The sequence below is a fragment of the Prolixibacter denitrificans genome, from assembly GCF_003014495.1.
Lineage (GTDB): Bacteria > Bacteroidota > Bacteroidia > Bacteroidales > Prolixibacteraceae > Prolixibacter > Prolixibacter denitrificans.
In genome coordinates this window covers 57,289-74,253 of the sequence record NZ_PYGC01000013.1, presented here as the reverse complement: position 1 = coordinate 74,253, position 16,965 = coordinate 57,289, and the positions used below count along the sequence as shown (strand labels likewise).

General features: G+C 44.1%; 17 protein-coding genes. 14 read left to right on the top strand and 3 right to left on the bottom strand.

Translation table 11 applies throughout. The features are described from left to right. Positions 1 to 115: 115 nt before the first annotated feature. The 10 genes from CLV93_RS18115 to CLV93_RS18070 all read left to right on the top strand — a co-directional run bounded on the left by CLV93_RS18115 (position 116) and on the right by CLV93_RS18070 (position 12,662). Positions 116 to 1,579 (top strand): aminoacyl-histidine dipeptidase, encoded by a 1,464-nt coding sequence (locus CLV93_RS18115; protein ID WP_106543638.1) that lies wholly within the window; start codon positions 116 to 118, stop codon positions 1,577 to 1,579. Between the two features lie 514 nt (positions 1,580 to 2,093). Further along, entirely contained in the window at positions 2,094 to 2,882 is a 789-nt protein-coding gene (locus tag CLV93_RS18110) for a polyphosphate polymerase domain-containing protein (protein WP_146142078.1), read from the top strand. Then, positions 2,879 to 3,556 (top strand): DUF4956 domain-containing protein, encoded by a 678-nt coding sequence (locus tag CLV93_RS18105; RefSeq protein WP_211297903.1) that lies wholly within the window; start codon positions 2,879 to 2,881, stop codon positions 3,554 to 3,556. The genes CLV93_RS18110 and CLV93_RS18105 overlap by 4 nt, the downstream gene beginning before the upstream one ends. Positions 3,557 to 3,567: 11 nt before the next feature. Beyond that, positions 3,568 to 4,230, top strand: a complete 663-nt coding sequence (locus tag CLV93_RS18100; RefSeq protein ID WP_106543636.1) for a DUF2490 domain-containing protein — start codon at positions 3,568 to 3,570, stop codon at positions 4,228 to 4,230. Positions 4,231 to 4,742: 512 nt separating this feature from the next. After that, complete coding sequence (locus CLV93_RS18095) at positions 4,743 to 5,873, top strand: universal stress protein (protein WP_106543635.1); 1,131 nt, start codon at positions 4,743 to 4,745, stop codon at positions 5,871 to 5,873. 128 nt (positions 5,874 to 6,001) lie between these two features. Beyond that, a complete protein-coding gene (locus CLV93_RS18090; RefSeq protein WP_146142077.1) occupies positions 6,002 to 8,083 on the top strand; it encodes a hypothetical protein in 2,082 nt (693 codons plus the stop codon). Between the two features lie 127 nt (positions 8,084 to 8,210). Further along, a complete protein-coding gene (locus tag CLV93_RS18085) occupies positions 8,211 to 9,278 on the top strand; it encodes a DUF6340 family protein (RefSeq protein ID WP_106543633.1) in 1,068 nt (355 codons plus the stop codon). A 53-nt stretch (positions 9,279 to 9,331) separates the two neighbouring features. Beyond that, positions 9,332 to 10,366 (top strand): DUF6340 family protein, encoded by a 1,035-nt coding sequence (locus CLV93_RS18080; protein WP_146142076.1) that lies wholly within the window; start codon positions 9,332 to 9,334, stop codon positions 10,364 to 10,366. After that, positions 10,366 to 11,367 carry a DUF6340 family protein gene (locus tag CLV93_RS18075; RefSeq protein ID WP_146142075.1) on the top strand — a complete coding sequence of 334 codons (1,002 nt, stop codon included), beginning with the start codon at positions 10,366 to 10,368 and terminating at the stop codon, positions 11,365 to 11,367. The genes CLV93_RS18080 and CLV93_RS18075 overlap by 1 nt, the downstream gene beginning before the upstream one ends. A gap of 155 nt (positions 11,368 to 11,522) precedes the next feature. Further along, positions 11,523 to 12,662, top strand: a complete 1,140-nt coding sequence (locus tag CLV93_RS18070) for a M48 family metallopeptidase (protein ID WP_246187241.1) — start codon at positions 11,523 to 11,525, stop codon at positions 12,660 to 12,662. Positions 12,663 to 12,667: 5 nt separating this feature from the next. On the opposite strand, the gene CLV93_RS18065 is transcribed toward CLV93_RS18070, so the two are convergent. From CLV93_RS18065 to CLV93_RS18055, 3 genes are all read right to left on the bottom strand, one after another. Next, entirely contained in the window at positions 12,668 to 13,444 is a 777-nt protein-coding gene (locus tag CLV93_RS18065; RefSeq protein WP_170108993.1) for a glycoside hydrolase family 16 protein, read from the bottom strand. 162 nt (positions 13,445 to 13,606) lie between these two features. Beyond that, a complete protein-coding gene (locus tag CLV93_RS18060; RefSeq protein ID WP_146142074.1) occupies positions 13,607 to 14,242 on the bottom strand; it encodes a Spy/CpxP family protein refolding chaperone in 636 nt (211 codons plus the stop codon). 195 nt (positions 14,243 to 14,437) lie between these two features. Further along, complete coding sequence (locus tag CLV93_RS18055) at positions 14,438 to 15,118, bottom strand: Crp/Fnr family transcriptional regulator (protein ID WP_106543627.1); 681 nt, start codon at positions 15,116 to 15,118, stop codon at positions 14,438 to 14,440. A 176-nt stretch (positions 15,119 to 15,294) separates the two neighbouring features. Between CLV93_RS18055 and CLV93_RS18050 the strand changes: the two genes are divergently transcribed. The 4 genes from CLV93_RS18050 to CLV93_RS18035 are packed head-to-tail and all read left to right on the top strand — an operon-like array spanning position 15,295 to position 16,954. Beyond that, on the top strand, positions 15,295 to 15,717 hold the full coding sequence (locus tag CLV93_RS18050; RefSeq protein WP_106543626.1) for a DsrE family protein: 423 nt from the start codon (positions 15,295 to 15,297) through the stop codon (positions 15,715 to 15,717). 3 nt (positions 15,718 to 15,720) lie between these two features. Then, on the top strand, positions 15,721 to 16,269 hold the full coding sequence (locus tag CLV93_RS18045; protein WP_106543625.1) for a DsrE/DsrF/DrsH-like family protein: 549 nt from the start codon (positions 15,721 to 15,723) through the stop codon (positions 16,267 to 16,269). 16 nt (positions 16,270 to 16,285) lie between these two features. Further along, positions 16,286 to 16,537 carry a sulfurtransferase TusA family protein gene (locus CLV93_RS18040; RefSeq protein WP_106543624.1) on the top strand — a complete coding sequence of 84 codons (252 nt, stop codon included), beginning with the start codon at positions 16,286 to 16,288 and terminating at the stop codon, positions 16,535 to 16,537. 21 nt (positions 16,538 to 16,558) lie between these two features. Further along, entirely contained in the window at positions 16,559 to 16,954 is a 396-nt protein-coding gene (locus CLV93_RS18035; protein ID WP_106543623.1) for a hydrogenase iron-sulfur subunit, read from the top strand. Positions 16,955 to 16,965: the final 11 nt, after the last annotated feature.

The following is a 16,965-nucleotide window of genomic DNA, read 5'->3' as shown; positions in this document are numbered from 1 at the left end:
TTTTGTGTCTTGTCTTATTTTCGTTGGCCAATTTAACAATTTTAACGATTGATTCCCGTCATTCCCCGGCGAATTTGTACTTTCGTTGCATAACGAAAATAAAAATACTACTTCCATGAGAAAGTTAAATAAGCTCTCTCCGCAGCCTGTATGGGACTATTTTGAAGATATTTGCCAGGTTCCCAGGCCATCAAAAAAGGAGGAGCAGATTATTCAGTTCCTGCTGGAATTTGCTGCAAAACATAATTTGGATGCCAAAACGGATGAGGCAGGAAATGTTTTAATCTCCAAACCGGCTACTCCCGGAAAGGAAAAAGTGAAAACGGTGATTCTACAGTCGCATATTGATATGGTGTGCGAAAAGAATTCAGATACCCAGCATGATTTCGAGAAAGATCCCATCAAAGCATATGTCGATGGGGAATGGGTGACGGCCGAAGGTACGACACTTGGTGCGGACTGTGGAATTGGTATGGCCGCTGCCATGGCGGTTCTGACGGCCAACGATTTCGAGCATGGCCCCATCGAAAGCCTTTTCACTGTAGATGAAGAGACGGGACTGACGGGCGCGTTTGCATTGCAACCCGGCTTTTTGAGCGGCTCGATTCTTTTGAACCTTGATTCGGAAGACGAAGGGGAGTTGTTCATTGGTTGTGCCGGTGGCGTCGATACCGTTGCTACGTTCAATTATCAACCGGAAGCTTCTCCTGCCGGGATGTTTGCCGTTAAATTATCGGTAACCGGATTGTTAGGCGGTCATTCGGGTGATGATATTCACAAGGGCAGGGGAAATGCCAACAAAATTCTGAACCGCTTTATTTGGGATGCTACGCAGAAATACGGAGCACGTCTGGCGTCGTTCGATGGTGGAAATTTGCGTAACGCGATTGCACGCGAAGCGTTTGGTGTTATCCTGGTACCTTCCGACAAAAAAGAACAGTTGACGGCTGACTTTAATGTTTTCCGCACCGCTGTGCAGAACGAGTTATCGATTACCGAACCCAAACTGAAACTGGATCTGGAAAGTACAGAGGCTCCGCCGACTGTAATGGACGAAGAAACGCAGCAAAAGTTGCTGCTTGCGTTGTATGCTTGTCCGCATGGTGTGTTGGGAATGAGTTTCCGGATGCCGGGAATGGTAGAAACATCCACCAACCTGGCTTCGGTGAAGTTCACGGAAGGAAATCAAATCGAGATAACAACCAGCCAGCGCAGCGACCTGAACAGTGGCAAAGAGGATGCAGCCGCCATGGTTAAATCGGTTTTCCAGTTGGCTGGTGCCGAAGTTCGCCACAGCGAAGGTTACCCGGGCTGGACTCCCAATCCGGACTCCGAAATCATGGAGATTACCCGTACTGCTTACAGCAAACTCTTTACGCAAGAGCCCATTGTACGGTCGATTCATGCCGGACTCGAATGCGGATTATTCCTGGAGAAGTACCCGTCGTTGGATATGATTTCATTTGGGCCTACCATTCGGGGAGCGCATTCGCCAGACGAGAAGATTGAAATCGAAACGGTGACTAAGTTCTGGGATTTGCTGGTCGAAGTATTGACTAAAATTCCGGAAGCGAAATAAAAAGCTTGATTGCAGTAAAACGAAAAGGGGGCTGAAGTTATTCAGTCCCCTTTCTTGTCCTAATCATAAACTAAAAACACCAAAGCATAAAAACCGACGGCTGTCTGGTTGGTACAGCCATCATTAAGAAACAATGTTGAATATTTTCGACTTACCAATACTTTAACTAAGTTATGGTAATAATCTGAATTATGAAAAGATAACCGATAATTATTATTTATAATGCTTCCGGTTATCCCGAACAGTAAAACAGCTTCTAGATTTGAGTGCGCAAAATAGTAAAGTTTTCAAAGGCAGCCACCCAATCCTTTTATGTTCAAAAACAACTTTTATAAATATCGCCATGTTTTACATGCATAAAACCAGAGGATAGAGCGGTTCGCGGTGATTTTTTTATAATCCGGGCAGGTAGTATCCGCGAATTATGTGAAGAATCATTTTTCGGTTTGATTTCTTTTCTTTCTTATTACATTTTCCTCAATATTTTTCCTGATGTTAAATAAATCAGGCATCTTTGAGTGATAAAAAATGGTCAGGAATGTCAGTTGATTTGCAGCAATTACTTAATCATTTTGAGCCGATTAGTTTGAATGATGCAGACAAAGCGCGTTTGATGAATCGTGTGGATTCGAAGTTTGTGGTTTCTGTAGATAAACTGGAAGAGATCCTGTCGGAAATATGGTCGGATTACCAGGTGCTTAGTATCGATGGAGTCCGAAATTTGCCTTACCGGACAAAATACCTCGATACGCCCGATTTTGCCATGTTTAAAGCGCATGTCAACGGTAAATTAAATCGTTACAAAGTCCGTTTCCGGGAATATCCCCTGACGGGAATGCGTTTTCTGGAATCGAAGTTCAAACTGAACCGCGGCCGGACCATTAAAAAACGCATTTCGCGACAAGAACGAATTCCGGAAGAAAATGAGGTGGAAGATCAATTTGTGTCGGAACAAACGCCTTATAATCGGGAAGATCTGGAAACGAAACTCTACAATAAGTTTAATCGAATTTCGTTGGTTCATAAAACAGTAAACGAGCGAATTACGATTGATACGGACATCTATTTTTCACTCGATAAGGAAGAGTGGAAAGCACTGGGCGATGTGTCGGTTATTGAACTAAAGCAGGAACAGTTCAGCCGGCATGCTGGTTTTACCAGTATTTTGCGAAAACACGGAATCAGGCCTGTTGGCTTTTCAAAATATTGCATCGGTGTTTCGATGTTATATCCCGACACGAAAATCAATCGAATGAAACAGAAGATTCTGTTACTGAATAAACTAACTAAACACCTATCATGACTACCATTGCGCATTTACTTACATCCATTCCTTTGGTTTCGTTCGTCACCGGCATGTTCGGCATTGAGTGGTTGAACGGACCGGATACGCTGGAGTTAATACTCAGGTTTCTGTTCAACCTGCTCGTAATAACGATTATTGGCCGGTATCTTTACTACCGGATTTCGCGGCGGAAAGAGTACTATTTCACTTACATCCTCATCGGTACAACGGTATTCTTCATCTCGTTTCTGCTGGAAAGTGTAAAGCTGGAAATTGGTTTTGCACTGGGCTTGTTTGCTGTTTTTGGGATTCTCCGTTACCGTACCGATACCATCCCAATCAAAGAAATGACTTTCCTCTTTGTGATTATCGCTATTTCGGTTATTAATGCCCTTGCCGGAGCGGAAATCAGCTATGGAGAGTTATTTATGACTAACGTTGCCATCGTCCTTGTAACCTGGGCAATGGAGCGTTTATGGTCGTACCGGCAGGAAACACAGAAGAAGATTATATACGAACGGATTGAACTGATCAAGCCCGAAAACTACGGTGCTTTATTGGCCGACCTGGAAGAACGAACAGGTTTAAAAATCAATCGAATTGAAGTTGGCGATATTAACTTCCTTCGCGATACGGCTGAAATTACCATCTTTTACCATCCTTATCAGGAAAAAGCTTCCCGAAAGCCCTAAGTACTTGTAATATGAAAAAGATGATTGCTTTCGCAGGAATGATTCTTTTCCTGTTTGGTGTAAGGCCAGTGGTTGCAGCCGATAATTATGGTGTGTGGACCAGTGCTGGCATCCGTAAAGATTTTCACAAATGGAAATTTGAATTGAACGAGGAGTTTCGATTTTCGGATGAAACTCCGAGTCTGGGGCGCTATTTTACCGAGATTGGTGCCGGATACGATGTTTCAGACTGGTTTAGCCTGGGAGCGGGGTATCGGTTTGCCCGGGATCGCGATAAAAACAATGACTGGCGAACGCTTCATCGCTTTATTATAGATGCTGAAGCCAGCAAGGATGTTAAGCGGATGGAATTCTCATACCGTGTGCGTTTTACCAACGAGGATGATTTTATAGCAGGTGGCAACGATGCCAGTTCGTTTTTGCGGCAGAAAGTCAAGGCGGAATATCACATCCGGAATAGTGCCTGGGACCCGTATTTCTCGGGAGAGATATATTATCAATTGCCAGATGAGAAGGCCGGTAAATTCAACAAAGCAAGATACACCCTGGGAACCAAATTCTCCCTGAATAAAAGGAGTCAGTTTGGTCTGTTTTTCAGGTTGCAGCACGGAATCAATGTGTCTAAACCCGACCGTGATTTCATTACTGGTTTGGCGTACACCTACCGTTTGTAAATTTTCAGGACAAGAACCGTTTTTCGGCGTGAAAATTCTCAACAGCATCATGTTCAGGGCGGATTGATGCCGTCCCTTTTTGAATCTTCAGTTATTAATTCTCTTATTTATGTAACCATTTTAAGTTGATGACATGTAATAAGATATGTCATAACATGTTTGTTGTTCTGATTTCGTTGAGCTGGTTTGGGGGCAAGCTAAATATTGTTAAATATAGCGTTGATTTTCAACCAGATTTAGTCGGTTTTCGTTTAGAAAATAGAAGGTTGGGAAAACAAATGTTTACCGGGAAGACTTCTGGTTGTCGACGTGCTATGGTAAACTGAACAACCTGAAAAATCAAAGGATTGAAATGAATAAAGCATGTTTTCTTTCTTCGTTTTCAGTTGATTTTCATAATGTATTTTGTTAAATTTATAGTAGCCGCAAGGCAAAGCCAAAAACAACGTTCTTCACTTTTGTCGAAAGCCAGTTGCGGCCATTCAAGTTCGTAAACTCTAAATTCTAAAGCTATGACTGATAAGTTAGTTACCGTTGCCCGTTTTAGCTATCTGCACCGCGCTTACCTGATGAAAGGTTGGCTCGATTCGGCCGGTATCGAAAGCTGCATCCTGAACCAGGGATTACGATATGCTATCCGTTCCGAAGCCCAGAACCGGGTTGAACTTCAGGTAAGAGAAGGCGATGTGGAGAAAGCTTTGGAAATCATCGACCAGGTAAACGAAAAGTACGGGCCCGAGTTTCAGGAACCCGATGATATGGTTTCTGCCATCCGGAGGATTCTGGTGCCGATAGATTTTTCCTCTTTCGCGCTCAATGCTGCAAAATATGCCGTTCATGTTGCCAAACAAAAGAAAGCTGAGTTGGTGTTGGTTCATGCCTTCTTCAACCCGATTGTTAGTCCGTGGGGATACGACAATACATATATCTATCCGAGTAGTGTGACCGATGCACTCCATGAAATTGAGGAGCATGCTACCCGCGGAATGACCAAATTCGTGAGTGACCTCCGGGCCTACATGGAAGAAAAAGACTTGTTGGACATCACCCTGACCACAAGGCTGGTAGGAGGAATTGCTGAAGAGACCATTTTGGAGCTGGCTGACAGCGAGAACTTCGATCTGATCATTCTGGGGGCCAAAGGAAAATCACGGTCCGACTATTGGTACGGTAGTGTAACCGCCAAGATTATTCAGAAAGCCAAAATTCCGGTTTTGGCTATTCCGGAAAAATCAACTTACAAGGATGAGATGTTCAAGCGCATCATGTATGCGACCAACTTCGACAAATCAGATGGTCCTGCGATACGGATGTTGCTGAATATTGCCCGCCCACTCGATGTTCATGTTCACGTGGTGCATATCGATACGTCCGGTGAGAATCCATTTGCCAATTACGATTTAAATCATTTCAAAGAGAAATATGCCGGGATTCCCGAAGACGTCCCGATGGATTTCGACATGATTAAGAATGACAACCAGGTGAAGGGAATCGAGCAATATATCAAGGACAAAGAGATCGATATTATTTCACTTACCACGCACAAGCGGAATTTGATTACATCCATCCTGAAGCCCAGTGTGGCTCGTGAATTGCTGTTTCATACAACGATTCCGCTTTTGGTTTTTCACTCAAAGGATTGAATTGAAATATAGTAAATTGCATGTTTGATTTGAATTGATACTTAAGGGCTGCGGAGATTGTGGCCCTTTTTTATGTTTGGAATGATGGTTTGTTGTTATTTTTGTGTCTTAACGAATGATTGACAGGTGTGATTTTCTCTACAGCATATCCCGAAATATTCATCCTTCTTTGCCTGGCTTTTGCCTGGTTCCTGATGCGTCTGCTCTACCGCCATGCTTCTGCTTTTGAAAATCTGGGTCGTTGGCAATTGTGGACATTAAAGGGCTTGCGGTTTGCTGTGCTTTTCCTGATGACCGTGTTGCTACTTTCGCCTGTTGTTAAGCTGAAGAAAAAGACAAAGAACAAACCAGTAGTTTTGGTGCTGCAGGATAATTCCTCTTCCATGCTCAATCATCCCGATTCGCTGAAGATTCGTTCTACGCTGGATTCACTGAAAAGACGGGTTGCTTCTAATCTTTCGGGCTTAGCCGATTTGAAATGGTACCTGTTTGCCGATTCTGTTCAGGAGGGGACTGCTCCTGATTACAAAGGTAATTTGTCTGATTACTCGGATGCGATTCAGTCGGTTGCAGCGCAGCATGCCTACGAAAAGCCGGTTGCTATGCTGATTGTTGGTGACGGAATTTACAACGCTGGACAAAACCCGGTGAACACCGTAAGAACACTGGGATATCCTGTTTATTCGGTTATCGAAGGTGATACAACTGTGCACAGCGATATTCGCATCAGCCAGGTACGGGCCAATACAACGGCCTTTCCGGGAAAAGCATTCCCGGTAGAGGTAGAGATAGCCGGAAACGGATTGAAATCGGGGCAAACCCGTATTTCTATTACCCACGATGGAAAGGTGGTTGAACAACGGATCGTTCCGATTGCGGGAAGCTCTGTTTTTCGTCGGGAATCCTTTCGGTTGAAAAGTGAAAAGCCGGGATTGCAACATTATCAAATTCAGTTAAGCCCTGTTTCAGGAGAGCAGAACACCGCTAACAACACTCGTGTACTTACGGTTGATGTATTGAACAGCCAGCGAAAAATATTGATATTGGCTGGGGCGCCTCATCCCGATATCGGTGCGCTCACAGAGGCGTTGGAGTCGGATCCCCAGTTCAAGGTTGTGGTCGCACCGTTTGGCCATTTTGGTGATTATTCTCCGGAGAAATTTAATTTACTTATATTTTATCAGGTTCCTGAATCAAAGGATGTTGGCATATCTGATTTAAAGAAATTTATCGATTCCAGAACTTCCCGCTGGTATTTTCTGGGGACACAGAGCAGTATTTCGGCTTTTAATAAGTTGAATGGTGGTATGAAAATTGTTAGTGAAAATAAACAGCTGGCTGATGTCCAGATGAAGGTTAATCCCGGCTTTGGGTTGTTTCATCCCGATATACGACTGAACGATTGGTTGGGGGCACAAACGCCTCTGGTTATTCCGGAAGGGAAGGTAGAAACAGAGCCTTTTATGGAGACGTTGTTTTATCAGTCGGGAAGTGGAGAGGAGAAACCGGCCTTGATCATGGGTGAGCAGAGTGGTGTTAAAAAAGCTGTTTTTGATGGAGAAGGAATCTGGAGATGGCGTATCTCGGCCCGGTCAGTCGACGGAGATAAAGCTCTTTTTAATGATTGGATTGTTAACACGGCGCGGTACCTGGCGTTAAAGCGAAATGAAGATCAGTTCAATGTTCACTTTAACCGGATGGTGCAAGCCAATGAAGCGGTTCATTTTTCGGCTACTTTGTTTAATGCCATATATGAACCGGTTCATAATTCAGCGGTTACTTTGGATTTGACAAATGCTTCCGGAAAGCTGTTTCACTATGTATTCACGGAAGATAATGATGGTTACGAGTTGAATGCCGGTCATTTGCCACCGGGAAGCTATCATTTTTCCGCTACCGCGAAGGTCGGAGCTGACTCGTTGAAAGAATCCGGTGATTTTGAGGTAATGGCTGCCCGGACCGAAATGCTGGAGACACGGGCCAATCAGCAGATAATGACAGCTGTAGCGCAATATTCGGGAGGAAAAGTATATTTTGCTAATCAATTGGACCAGTTGTTCCCGGATTTAAAAAAACTCCTGCAGAGCAGAAGTGAGCAAACCGAGGAGGTGGTGATGATGGATGCTATCCGCTATGAGTTTGTTCTGTTTCTTTTAATCGCACTTTTGGCTGTTGAATGGTTTTTGCGTCGTTATTGGGGCAGCTATTGATGAAAAAGCAGTTTTCATCAGGTGATAAATATATTGAACTAGTTGTTTTGTTAATTTGGCTAAACGCGTTGTATTTTAATTGAATATAAAATATTTAAAATTTTAAGAATTCTCGAATAGGTTGCAAATGAATAGAATCCGCATTGTATTTTATTTTCTTGTCATGCTGGCAGGTATTTCTCTGCTTGGTGGTTGTTCGGCAGTTCGCACGGTCAATATCCAGTTGCTGCAGCCGCCTCCCACTTTTGTTTCTGATTCTATTCAGAGCCTGACGGTTTTCAACCGGAGCATGACGCCCGACTTTAAGAACTGGGATCGCGATTCGCTGGAGCAATTACTGGCCGATCGCCATTTGGAACTGGACACGACCCTTCGTGACAGTATTGCGGCTGATACAGTGATTCAGGTCGCAGCGCATCAGCTGTTCAATTCAGGCCGGTTCGACGTGGTGATTCCCAAAGAGAGTAACCTGACGAATTACCTTCCGGCGACGATTAGTCCGGAACCCCTGGATTGGAATTTCGTGACGACGATGTGCGAGAACTTCAATACCGATGCGCTTTTGGTGTTGGAAAGCTTTAACGAGGAAGTCAACACGGATTTTGATAGTGGTTATGAGCAGGATTTTTCGGGAAACATGGTCGAGACCTATTACGGAGCTTTGGACCTCACTTATCACTCCCGGTGGAGACTTTATGATCCGAGACACCGCGAAAAGATCAGGACTTTTAACGTCACGGATACGATTTTCTGGGACTCATACGGATATACTGCCGAGGAGATGTATTACAAGCTACCGTCCATCAAGGAAGCCCTGATAGAAGGAGGTGTGGTGACGGGACAAGATCTTGCTCGCAAAATTGCACCGCAGTGGAAAGATGCCCGAAGGCGCTTGTTTGCTACCGGGAAGAAAGATATCGACAAGGCCATTCCTTTGGCTGAGAAGGGAGATTGGGAAGCCGCTCAAAAGATCTGGGAGCAGTATGCTGATGAGGGGGCGAGGAGCAGGAGGAGTAAAGTGGAGTTTAACCTCGCGTTGGCTAACGAAATGAACGGCCATATCGAAAAAGCAATCGAGTGGGGAGTTAAGTCTTACAAGACTTATTACCGCCATCAAACTGACGAATACCTGAGAATACTCGATAAACGAAGAAAATTACTGAACAAGATCGACGAAGAGAAGGAGACCGATTAGTTGTCGGTCAGGTAGGGGGCTCATCTCGCCGGTCAAAATAAATACCTTGAATCATGAAAACATGTCGGTTTATTTTGGCGATAATGGCCAGTGCGCTGATTTTTGCTTCATGCACTACCACGCAATCGGTTCCTATTGAAGTGTTGAAATCAGGTAAGGTTAACTTGCCTGCCCAAAAGCGGAATTTGGCGTTTTTAGCCCGAAATTTTAAATATGAGGTCGATACACTAGGGAATTACTTCAGCTACAATTATAAGCTAAAAAAAGCACCTGAAAAGGAGAATGAAGGGCTGGATAGTCTGGCTGTTCAGTCGGCATTGAGCAGCCTTCAGAAGAAATTGCTGGCAACCGGTCGCTACGATACGATTGTGACTTACCCTTTCAATGCAATTCGACCACATCGCGGTAAGCATGTTTTGCCGCTCTCTCCCGGTTTCGTTACCAAAGTATGCGAGGAAAGCCACGTTGACGGCTTGGTAGCGTTAGAAATGCTTAGTTACTTTTATTCGAAAACAACACCCGGCATGAGGGATGATTCGGGCGAATCCTCTGTGAAAATCAACGCACTTTGGGCTCTTTACCTACCAGGAAAAGAAAAACCTGTCGACCATTTTCGTTATACGGATCAATTGGTTTGGGACCGTTACAACCAGGACGGCGTTCTTGATTTGAGTAAGAAAAACCCTGACCGAACAGCGGCAGTAGAAATGGCTGCCCAAATTGCCGGAGAACAATATGCCCGTCATATGGGACCTTTCTGGGCGACAGCGAACCGTACGATTGTTACACCTTCGGGCGATGAATGGAGGAAAGCGACGCAAATGGCGCAGCATAACCAATGGGAGGAAGCGGCTGTCATTTGGAATAAGCTGGCTTCGGTTCCCAATAATAGGAATAGCGGTATCGCGGAGCTTAATCTGGCAGTTGCAGCTGAGATGCTGAACCAAATTGATTTGGCGGTTAGCTGGGCATCAAAGGCAGTGAAATTGATGGACGGCAAGCGGTACGGCCCAGTTGCCGGACAATATCTGGCGATTTTGATGGCTCGCCAAAAACAAATTTCAAGACTAAACCAACAAATAAAATAATGACCACTAAAAGTCTACTAACTAGTCTGTTGATTCTATTTTCTCTTTCGGGATGTTATACCACAAATAATTTTGGTTTTGTCGACATGCAGGTGATGGAACCGGCTACAGTTTCCTTGCCTGACAGTATTGTGAATCTGGCTATTGTCGACTTTCACCGAACTCAGAAAGCAGATGAAACTGACCTCAAAACGAATGCAGACAGCATTGTAGACCGATATGCTGCAGAAACCTTAAAAGGATTTAAATCACAGACAGACAGTGTTCAGTATTTTAACCGTGTTGAAGTAGTTTCCAACGGACTCGACTTTATGCCGAAAGGCCTGTTGTTTCCCGATTCCGTGTTGCGTCATAAGTTGTCGGCCCTTGCTGATTCGCTGGGAGTTCAGACTTTGGTTGCACTTGATACTGTTTGGTTAAGCGATAACAGTAAAAAGACTCAGTTGGTAAAAAAGGTTGTTCTCGGCTCCCGCTGGGGTTTCTTCAACGCTCTTGGAGATTCAAAGACCTATTGGAAAATCTATACGGATACCATGCTTTGGATTCCCAACCGGACTGAGTCGATTGCTTATGAGAAAAATAACCGGTATCCAAAGACCTTTGTGGAAGTACTTGATACTTACGGTGAAAACAACGGTGCCAGGGTCGCAATGCTGTTTGTACCTTCCTGGAAATGGACTGACCGGTTGATTTATTATTCGGGAAACGATGAAATGAAGAAGGCTGATACTCTGGCAACGAAAAATCAGTGGAAAGAAGCTGCTGAAATCTGGACTAAAATGTCGAAGAGTGACAATAAAAATATCCGGGCGAAAGCAACTTTCAATATGGCATTGGCTTGTGAAATGCTGGGACACATTGAGCTGGCACTCGAGTGGGTTTCCAAATCATATCACGTGTACGACAATGAGGACCACAAACAGAAGTGCATGGATTATATTAACATTCTCGCCACAAGGCTGCAACAGGAGCGAAAGCTGAAAAAACAGTTTGGCGGTTGATGTCTGGTTGCGGTGGAAGTCGATATTTTGTACATTCGCTCCGCACAAATTAATTCTCGCGACCGATGCATAACTCTGTCTATTACATCATATTGATAATCATTGTTCTGGATTTCCTATTTGAACGTTATCTCGAATATTTAAATTCAAATTCCTTGTCGGTTCAACTTCCCGATCAACTGAAAGGAATTTACAATGAAGAGCAATATGCCCGTTCGCAGGAATATGAAAAGGTAAAAAGTCGCTTTTCACTGATTACTGCCTCCCTGAGTTTTCTGGTTATTATCTTAATGTTTGCCCTGGGTGGTTTTGGCTGGCTCGATAATTATTTACGCGAATGGACCAATAATCCAATCTGGCTGGGACTGTTGTTTTTCGGCGTTATTGGCTTGGCTTCCGACATCCTTACTTTGCCATTTGGTTGGTACAGCACCTTTGTTATCGAGGAACGGTTCGGTTTTAATAAAACTACCGTGAAGACTTTCATTTTCGATCACATCAAAAGTTTGTTGCTTGCGGCAGTGATCGGTGGTGGTTTATTGGCTCTGGTGATTTGGATATATGAGCAGACGCAGGGAATGTTCTGGGTCTATACTTTAATCGTCATTACGGCTTTCTCGCTGTTTATGACCATGTTCTATTCGACATTGATAGTTCCACTTTTCAATAAACAGAAACCACTGAAAGACGGTGAGTTACGTAATGCTATTCAACGCTTTTCTGAAAGAGCCGGATTCAAACTGGACAACATTTTTGTTATCGATGGTTCCAAACGCTCGACGAAAGCCAATGCTTATTTCACCGGTTTTGGTGCGAAAAAACGCATTGTACTTTACGATACGTTGATGGATGAAATGGAAAACGAAGAGATTGTTGCTGTTTTAGCTCACGAAATTGGTCACTACAAGAAGAAACACATTGTTTCCGGCCTCTTGTTGTCGTTGCTGAACACGGCGGTCATGCTGTATATTTTCTCTCTAGTTGTCGGTCGACCGGAACCTGCGTTAGCGTTAGGTGCTCACCAGGCGAGCTTTCATGTAGGTTTGGTTGCTTTCGGAATCTTGTATACGCCGCTTTCTTTCCTTATCGGGATGGGGATGAACGTCTTTTCCCGGAAAAATGAGTACCAGGCCGATAGTTTCGCTGCCAGTTATGGACTGGCTGAAGCGTTGGGGAATTCGTTGAAAAAGCTTTCGGTGAAAAACCTGAGCAATCTTACTCCCCATAAAGCCTACGTGTTTTTCCATTATTCACATCCGCCGTTGTTGGCAAGGCTGAAGAATTTGAAAAAATAGCCGGTTTATTCTTTCCACTGGTAAATCCGAACGTAATCGATCTGATACTCGACAGGGAAAACTGAATCGTCGATGCCTTGCTGACCGCCCCAAGAACCGCCGATGGCCAGATTGATGAGCAGGAATTGTGGTTTAGTGAAAGGCCAGGCACCTTCTCCTTCGCCGTTGTCTTTGCAGGCAAAGTAGGGCACTCCTTCTATTGAGAAGATGAGTTGGTCGTGGTACCAGTCAACGGCAAATACGTGAAACTCATCTGAGGCGTGTTCATGACGGATTTTGTCACCTCTTCCGGTTCCCAGATTGTGGTTATAATCGCGGGTATGAACATTGGCGTAAATGGTGTCGGGGTTGGAACCGACGTATTCCATGATGTCGATTTCACCGCAGGCTGGCCAGCCCACACTATCGATATTACTTCCAAGTGTCCAGATGGCAGGCCAAACTCCTCGTCCTTTCGGAAGACGGGCCCGTACTTCAATTCTTCCGTAAGTAAAGTTGAAAGTTTTCTTCGTGTTTAAACTGGCCGAAGTGTATTCAGCACCTTCATAGGGTTCCTTCCTTGCTGTTATAATTAGTTTCCCGTCTTCTACGCGCGCATTCTCCAGTCTATGGTCTGTGTAATACTGTGATTCGTTGTTTCGAACCAACCCTGTTTCATAATTCCACTTGGTGGAGTCGGGAAGTCCTTCGTAGTCAAATTCGTCCGACCAGACTAATTGTAGTTCTTGTGCGTTGATAATCAATGGAAAGAAGCATAGGAGTAAAGCAAGGAAGCATTTCATGAGGATTGGTTTCATTTGGATTTATCCAAAAATAGTGATTTGCTTGATTAATATTTAGTTATATAGAGGTTTTCTTTTGGGAAAATTAAAATCCCGACAGATGCTTCTACGAGAAACATACTGCCGGGATGTACAACCAGTGGCCGGAATCATTGTATAAATTCATTCATAGTTTGGCCTCTGATAAAACTTGGGGTCATTGCGATTTGCTTTTCTTTCGTTTAGCATTTTGGAAATCATATGGTCGAGCTTTTTCTGTTGCTCAGGTTTCATCACGTTTCTCATTTTTTGAACCGTCGAATAGGCAGCCATCATCACACTGGCTTTCGTTTCAGTTATTGAGCTGAGTTGCTCTTTCACGGCTTTATTGGCTGTATTGTTCAATAATTCGTTGTGTAACAACTGATTCATTTTACTGAGTTCGCCTTCCAGTCCATCCTTTTTCTGCAGGTACTCCGTTCGCAGGTCCACCAGTTCTTCATATTGCTTATCGGAAAGAGAAAGCTCCATTCTCAACTCCGGTATTTGGTTCACGATGAACATGTACGGTTTCATAACCTTCGGGTAGGATGGTCCGTTGTACCGGGACATCATCATCCCCCGGCCGTGATTCATCATTTGGCGGGCGCGCATCATATCAGGCTGCATTACTCCGGGGCCCAGCATATGAGGCGGGTACATCATTGTGGAAAGCGTATCTTTTTGCGCTCTTTTAATCGTGCTTGTGCTTGCTATCGCAGAAGTGCCAAACGTCATGATAATGAGCATGACGAGAAGCGTTAAGACGTTCTTTTTCATGATATCTGAATTTTATGAGTCCATCAAAATTAGATTCTGCCCACAAAGGCATTGTGTTTTGCTATATTGAACAAGTGGGGTATAAAAATGACGGACGCAGAAGTCTTAAAGCTTGCTATATTTTGTTAAGCTGCGTTAATTAGAGGACTCTTTTGAAGGAATTTATGTCGTAATCGACAAAAAGATGGGTGGGAATTAACCGGCGAGATTGATTTTCTCCAGCCTTTCGTCATTCAATATGGTAATGTCTTTTCCGTGTACCTCAATCAGTTTTTCGGTTACGAAATCGGTCAAAATACGACTAACGGTTTCCCTGGAGGTTCCCAACAAATCGGCCATGTCATTGCGGGTTAGGGTTAACTGAAAATGGTTACTTCCGTAAAGATTTTTGGAAAAATCGAGTAGCATGCCGGCAACACGGCCGGTCACCTGTGTTTGAATATGGTTGACGCAGTTCTGGAATTGTCTGAGTTCTATCTTGCTGATAGTTGCCAGGATTTCGTAGGCAAACTTGCCGTTGGATTCCACAAAATTTTTGAAGGTCGCCCGATCGATAAAACAACACGATACCGGCGTAAGAGCAACAGCTGAGTAGTTATTTATCTTGTCGCCGATGGTGGTTGGAATGCCCAGGTAGGTAGGAGCTTTCACTACTTTCAAGATTTGCTCGCGGTTGTGTCCGCGCATGACCAGCTTGACAATTCCTTCGCGCAGGTAAACAATATTACTGGCAAATGCATCCTGCTTAAAAATGACTTCATCTTTGTCAAACTCGACTTCGACACTTCGTTTTCCCAGCAGATCAAGCTCATCTATCGAAAGGTGGTTTGCTGCCGCCGAACGTACTTTACAATTCAGGCACAGACACTGACTCATGGTAATAAATACTATTGCTAAACCTTATTGATGCCAAATTTAGCAAAAAATGTGATCGATGTCACACCGAAACAAAATAAACCTCACACCGATTTCTTTTCACCCTACTTCGTATGTCTATACTTTTACCCCTGTTAATATGTCAATGTTTACATAATTATTAAAGCAAGAGAATCATGCCTAAAAGAATGACCATGGCGCTTTTTTCCGGAAGTATCGATAAGCTCACTGCAGCTGGTGTGGTACTGACGGGTGCAGCAGCCGATGACATGGATGTCGATATTTACGTGCTTCTACAGGGAGCGCGTGCCTTCAGAAAAGATGTAGCTGCAGACGCAACAAAACTGGAAATGGCTGAAAATCCTCAGCTGAAACAGGAATTCCTGGATTCGCTGAAGAAGCTGAATGTCAATCCCTGGCTGGAGTTTTTCCGGGAAGCCAAAGAACTAACAAACGTGAAAATTCATGTTTGCGGTTTGGCCGGAAAAATCTGGGGAGCTGAGAAAATGGAGGATTTTAATGAATTAGTCGACGATATCGTGGGTATCAGTGAATACATCACCGCTGCCCAGGAATCAGACGTACACTTATTTATATAAGAGATGGAATTAGTTGCAGAAGAGAAAATACTGGAACTGGAGCGTCGGATTAAACAGCTCGAAGCCACCAAGAAGAAGGACCAGCTTTCGATGGTTGTCTTTTCAGGTGAACTCGACAAGCTTTTGGCTGCGATGATTATTGCCACCGGTGCAACAGCCATGGATATGGAAGTCAAGCTTTTCTTCACCTTCTGGGCCATTTCTGCTTTGCGTGATAAAGAGAAAAGGGCAAAGAAGAAAGAGTTGACGTCGAAAATGTTCGGAGCCATGCTTCCCAAGGGAACTTCTGATGTGAAGCTTTCGAAAATGAACATGGCCGGAGCCGGATTATCTATGCTCAAATCATTAATGAAGAAAAAGAATGTAGCCTCTCTGGATGATTTACTAAAAACCGCGGGAGAGTTAGGTGTCGAGATCAACATTTGTGAGATGTCGATGGACCTGATGGGACTCAGTAAGGATGAGATGATTGATTATCCGGACCTGAATTACTGCGGGGTTGGAACCTATCTCGCTGACGCGGAAGAGAGTGCTATTCAGTTATTCATATAATAAAAAACTCAAAGTTATGTCACAGGAAGAATTAGTTGCCATTCAGGCAGACAAAGTTGTTGATGCTCGTGGTACTGCTTGTCCCGGACCGCTGTTGGCTGCTAAAAAAGCCATCGCTGAAATCACTTCAGGTCAGGTAATGGAAGTATTATCAGCTGACGAAGGTACCAAGAAGGATATTCCTAAATGGGCTACCAAGAAAAACCATGAATACATGGGCACCGTTGAAGAATCAGGCTTTTTCAAAATTTATCTGCGCAAAGCGTAAGCTTTAAAACGAAAAACTAAAATGGCGAATAAAGCTCCTAAAATTTTAGTGTTTTCAACGGAAAAGATTTCCGACCCCGCGATTGACCTCGCGGGGTTGTTGAAAATGCACTACCCGCCAACCATTTATTCCATTCCGTTACGATGTTCAAGTTCCGTTAAATCCCGCTGGATTATGCATGCCTTTGAGCAGGGGTTTGACGGTGTTTTTATTGCTGCCGATGGAACCGATTGTTCCTACGGAGAAAGTTGTGTGGACAAAACCGCAGCGATTATTGCCCAGACACACGAAATGATGAAAGCAAAGGGGATTGAACCGGCCCGGTTGAAGATGGCTGCTTTGTGTTCGGTATGTGCCGAACCATTCGTAAAACATATGAAATCGTTTTACGAGGCGCTTTCGAAAGTACCGGCGTAACCGGAATATTT

Bases quoted from the DNA above. Each gene is read 5' to 3' on its own strand.
- CLV93_RS18115 (WP_106543638.1), top strand. From the start codon at position 116: ATGAGAAAGTTAAATAAGCTCTCTCCGCAGCCTGTATGGGACTATTTT.
- CLV93_RS18105 (WP_211297903.1), top strand. From the start codon at position 2,879: ATGACTACCATTGCGCATTTACTTACATCCATTCCTTTGGTTTCGTTC.
- CLV93_RS18100 (WP_106543636.1), top strand. From the start codon at position 3,568: ATGAAAAAGATGATTGCTTTCGCAGGAATGATTCTTTTCCTGTTTGGT.
- CLV93_RS18095 (WP_106543635.1), top strand. From the start codon at position 4,743: ATGACTGATAAGTTAGTTACCGTTGCCCGTTTTAGCTATCTGCACCGC.
- CLV93_RS18085 (WP_106543633.1), top strand. From the start codon at position 8,211: ATGAATAGAATCCGCATTGTATTTTATTTTCTTGTCATGCTGGCAGGT.
- CLV93_RS18080 (WP_146142076.1), top strand. From the start codon at position 9,332: ATGAAAACATGTCGGTTTATTTTGGCGATAATGGCCAGTGCGCTGATT.
- CLV93_RS18075 (WP_146142075.1), top strand. From the start codon at position 10,366: ATGACCACTAAAAGTCTACTAACTAGTCTGTTGATTCTATTTTCTCTT.
- CLV93_RS18065 (WP_170108993.1), bottom strand. From the start codon at position 13,444: ATGAAATGCTTCCTTGCTTTACTCCTATGCTTCTTTCCATTGATTATC.
- CLV93_RS18060 (WP_146142074.1), bottom strand. From the start codon at position 14,242: ATGAAAAAGAACGTCTTAACGCTTCTCGTCATGCTCATTATCATGACG.
- CLV93_RS18055 (WP_106543627.1), bottom strand. From the start codon at position 15,118: ATGAGTCAGTGTCTGTGCCTGAATTGTAAAGTACGTTCGGCGGCAGCA.
- CLV93_RS18050 (WP_106543626.1), top strand. From the start codon at position 15,295: ATGCCTAAAAGAATGACCATGGCGCTTTTTTCCGGAAGTATCGATAAG.
- CLV93_RS18045 (WP_106543625.1), top strand. From the start codon at position 15,721: ATGGAATTAGTTGCAGAAGAGAAAATACTGGAACTGGAGCGTCGGATT.
- CLV93_RS18040 (WP_106543624.1), top strand. From the start codon at position 16,286: ATGTCACAGGAAGAATTAGTTGCCATTCAGGCAGACAAAGTTGTTGAT.
- CLV93_RS18035 (WP_106543623.1), top strand. From the start codon at position 16,559: ATGGCGAATAAAGCTCCTAAAATTTTAGTGTTTTCAACGGAAAAGATT.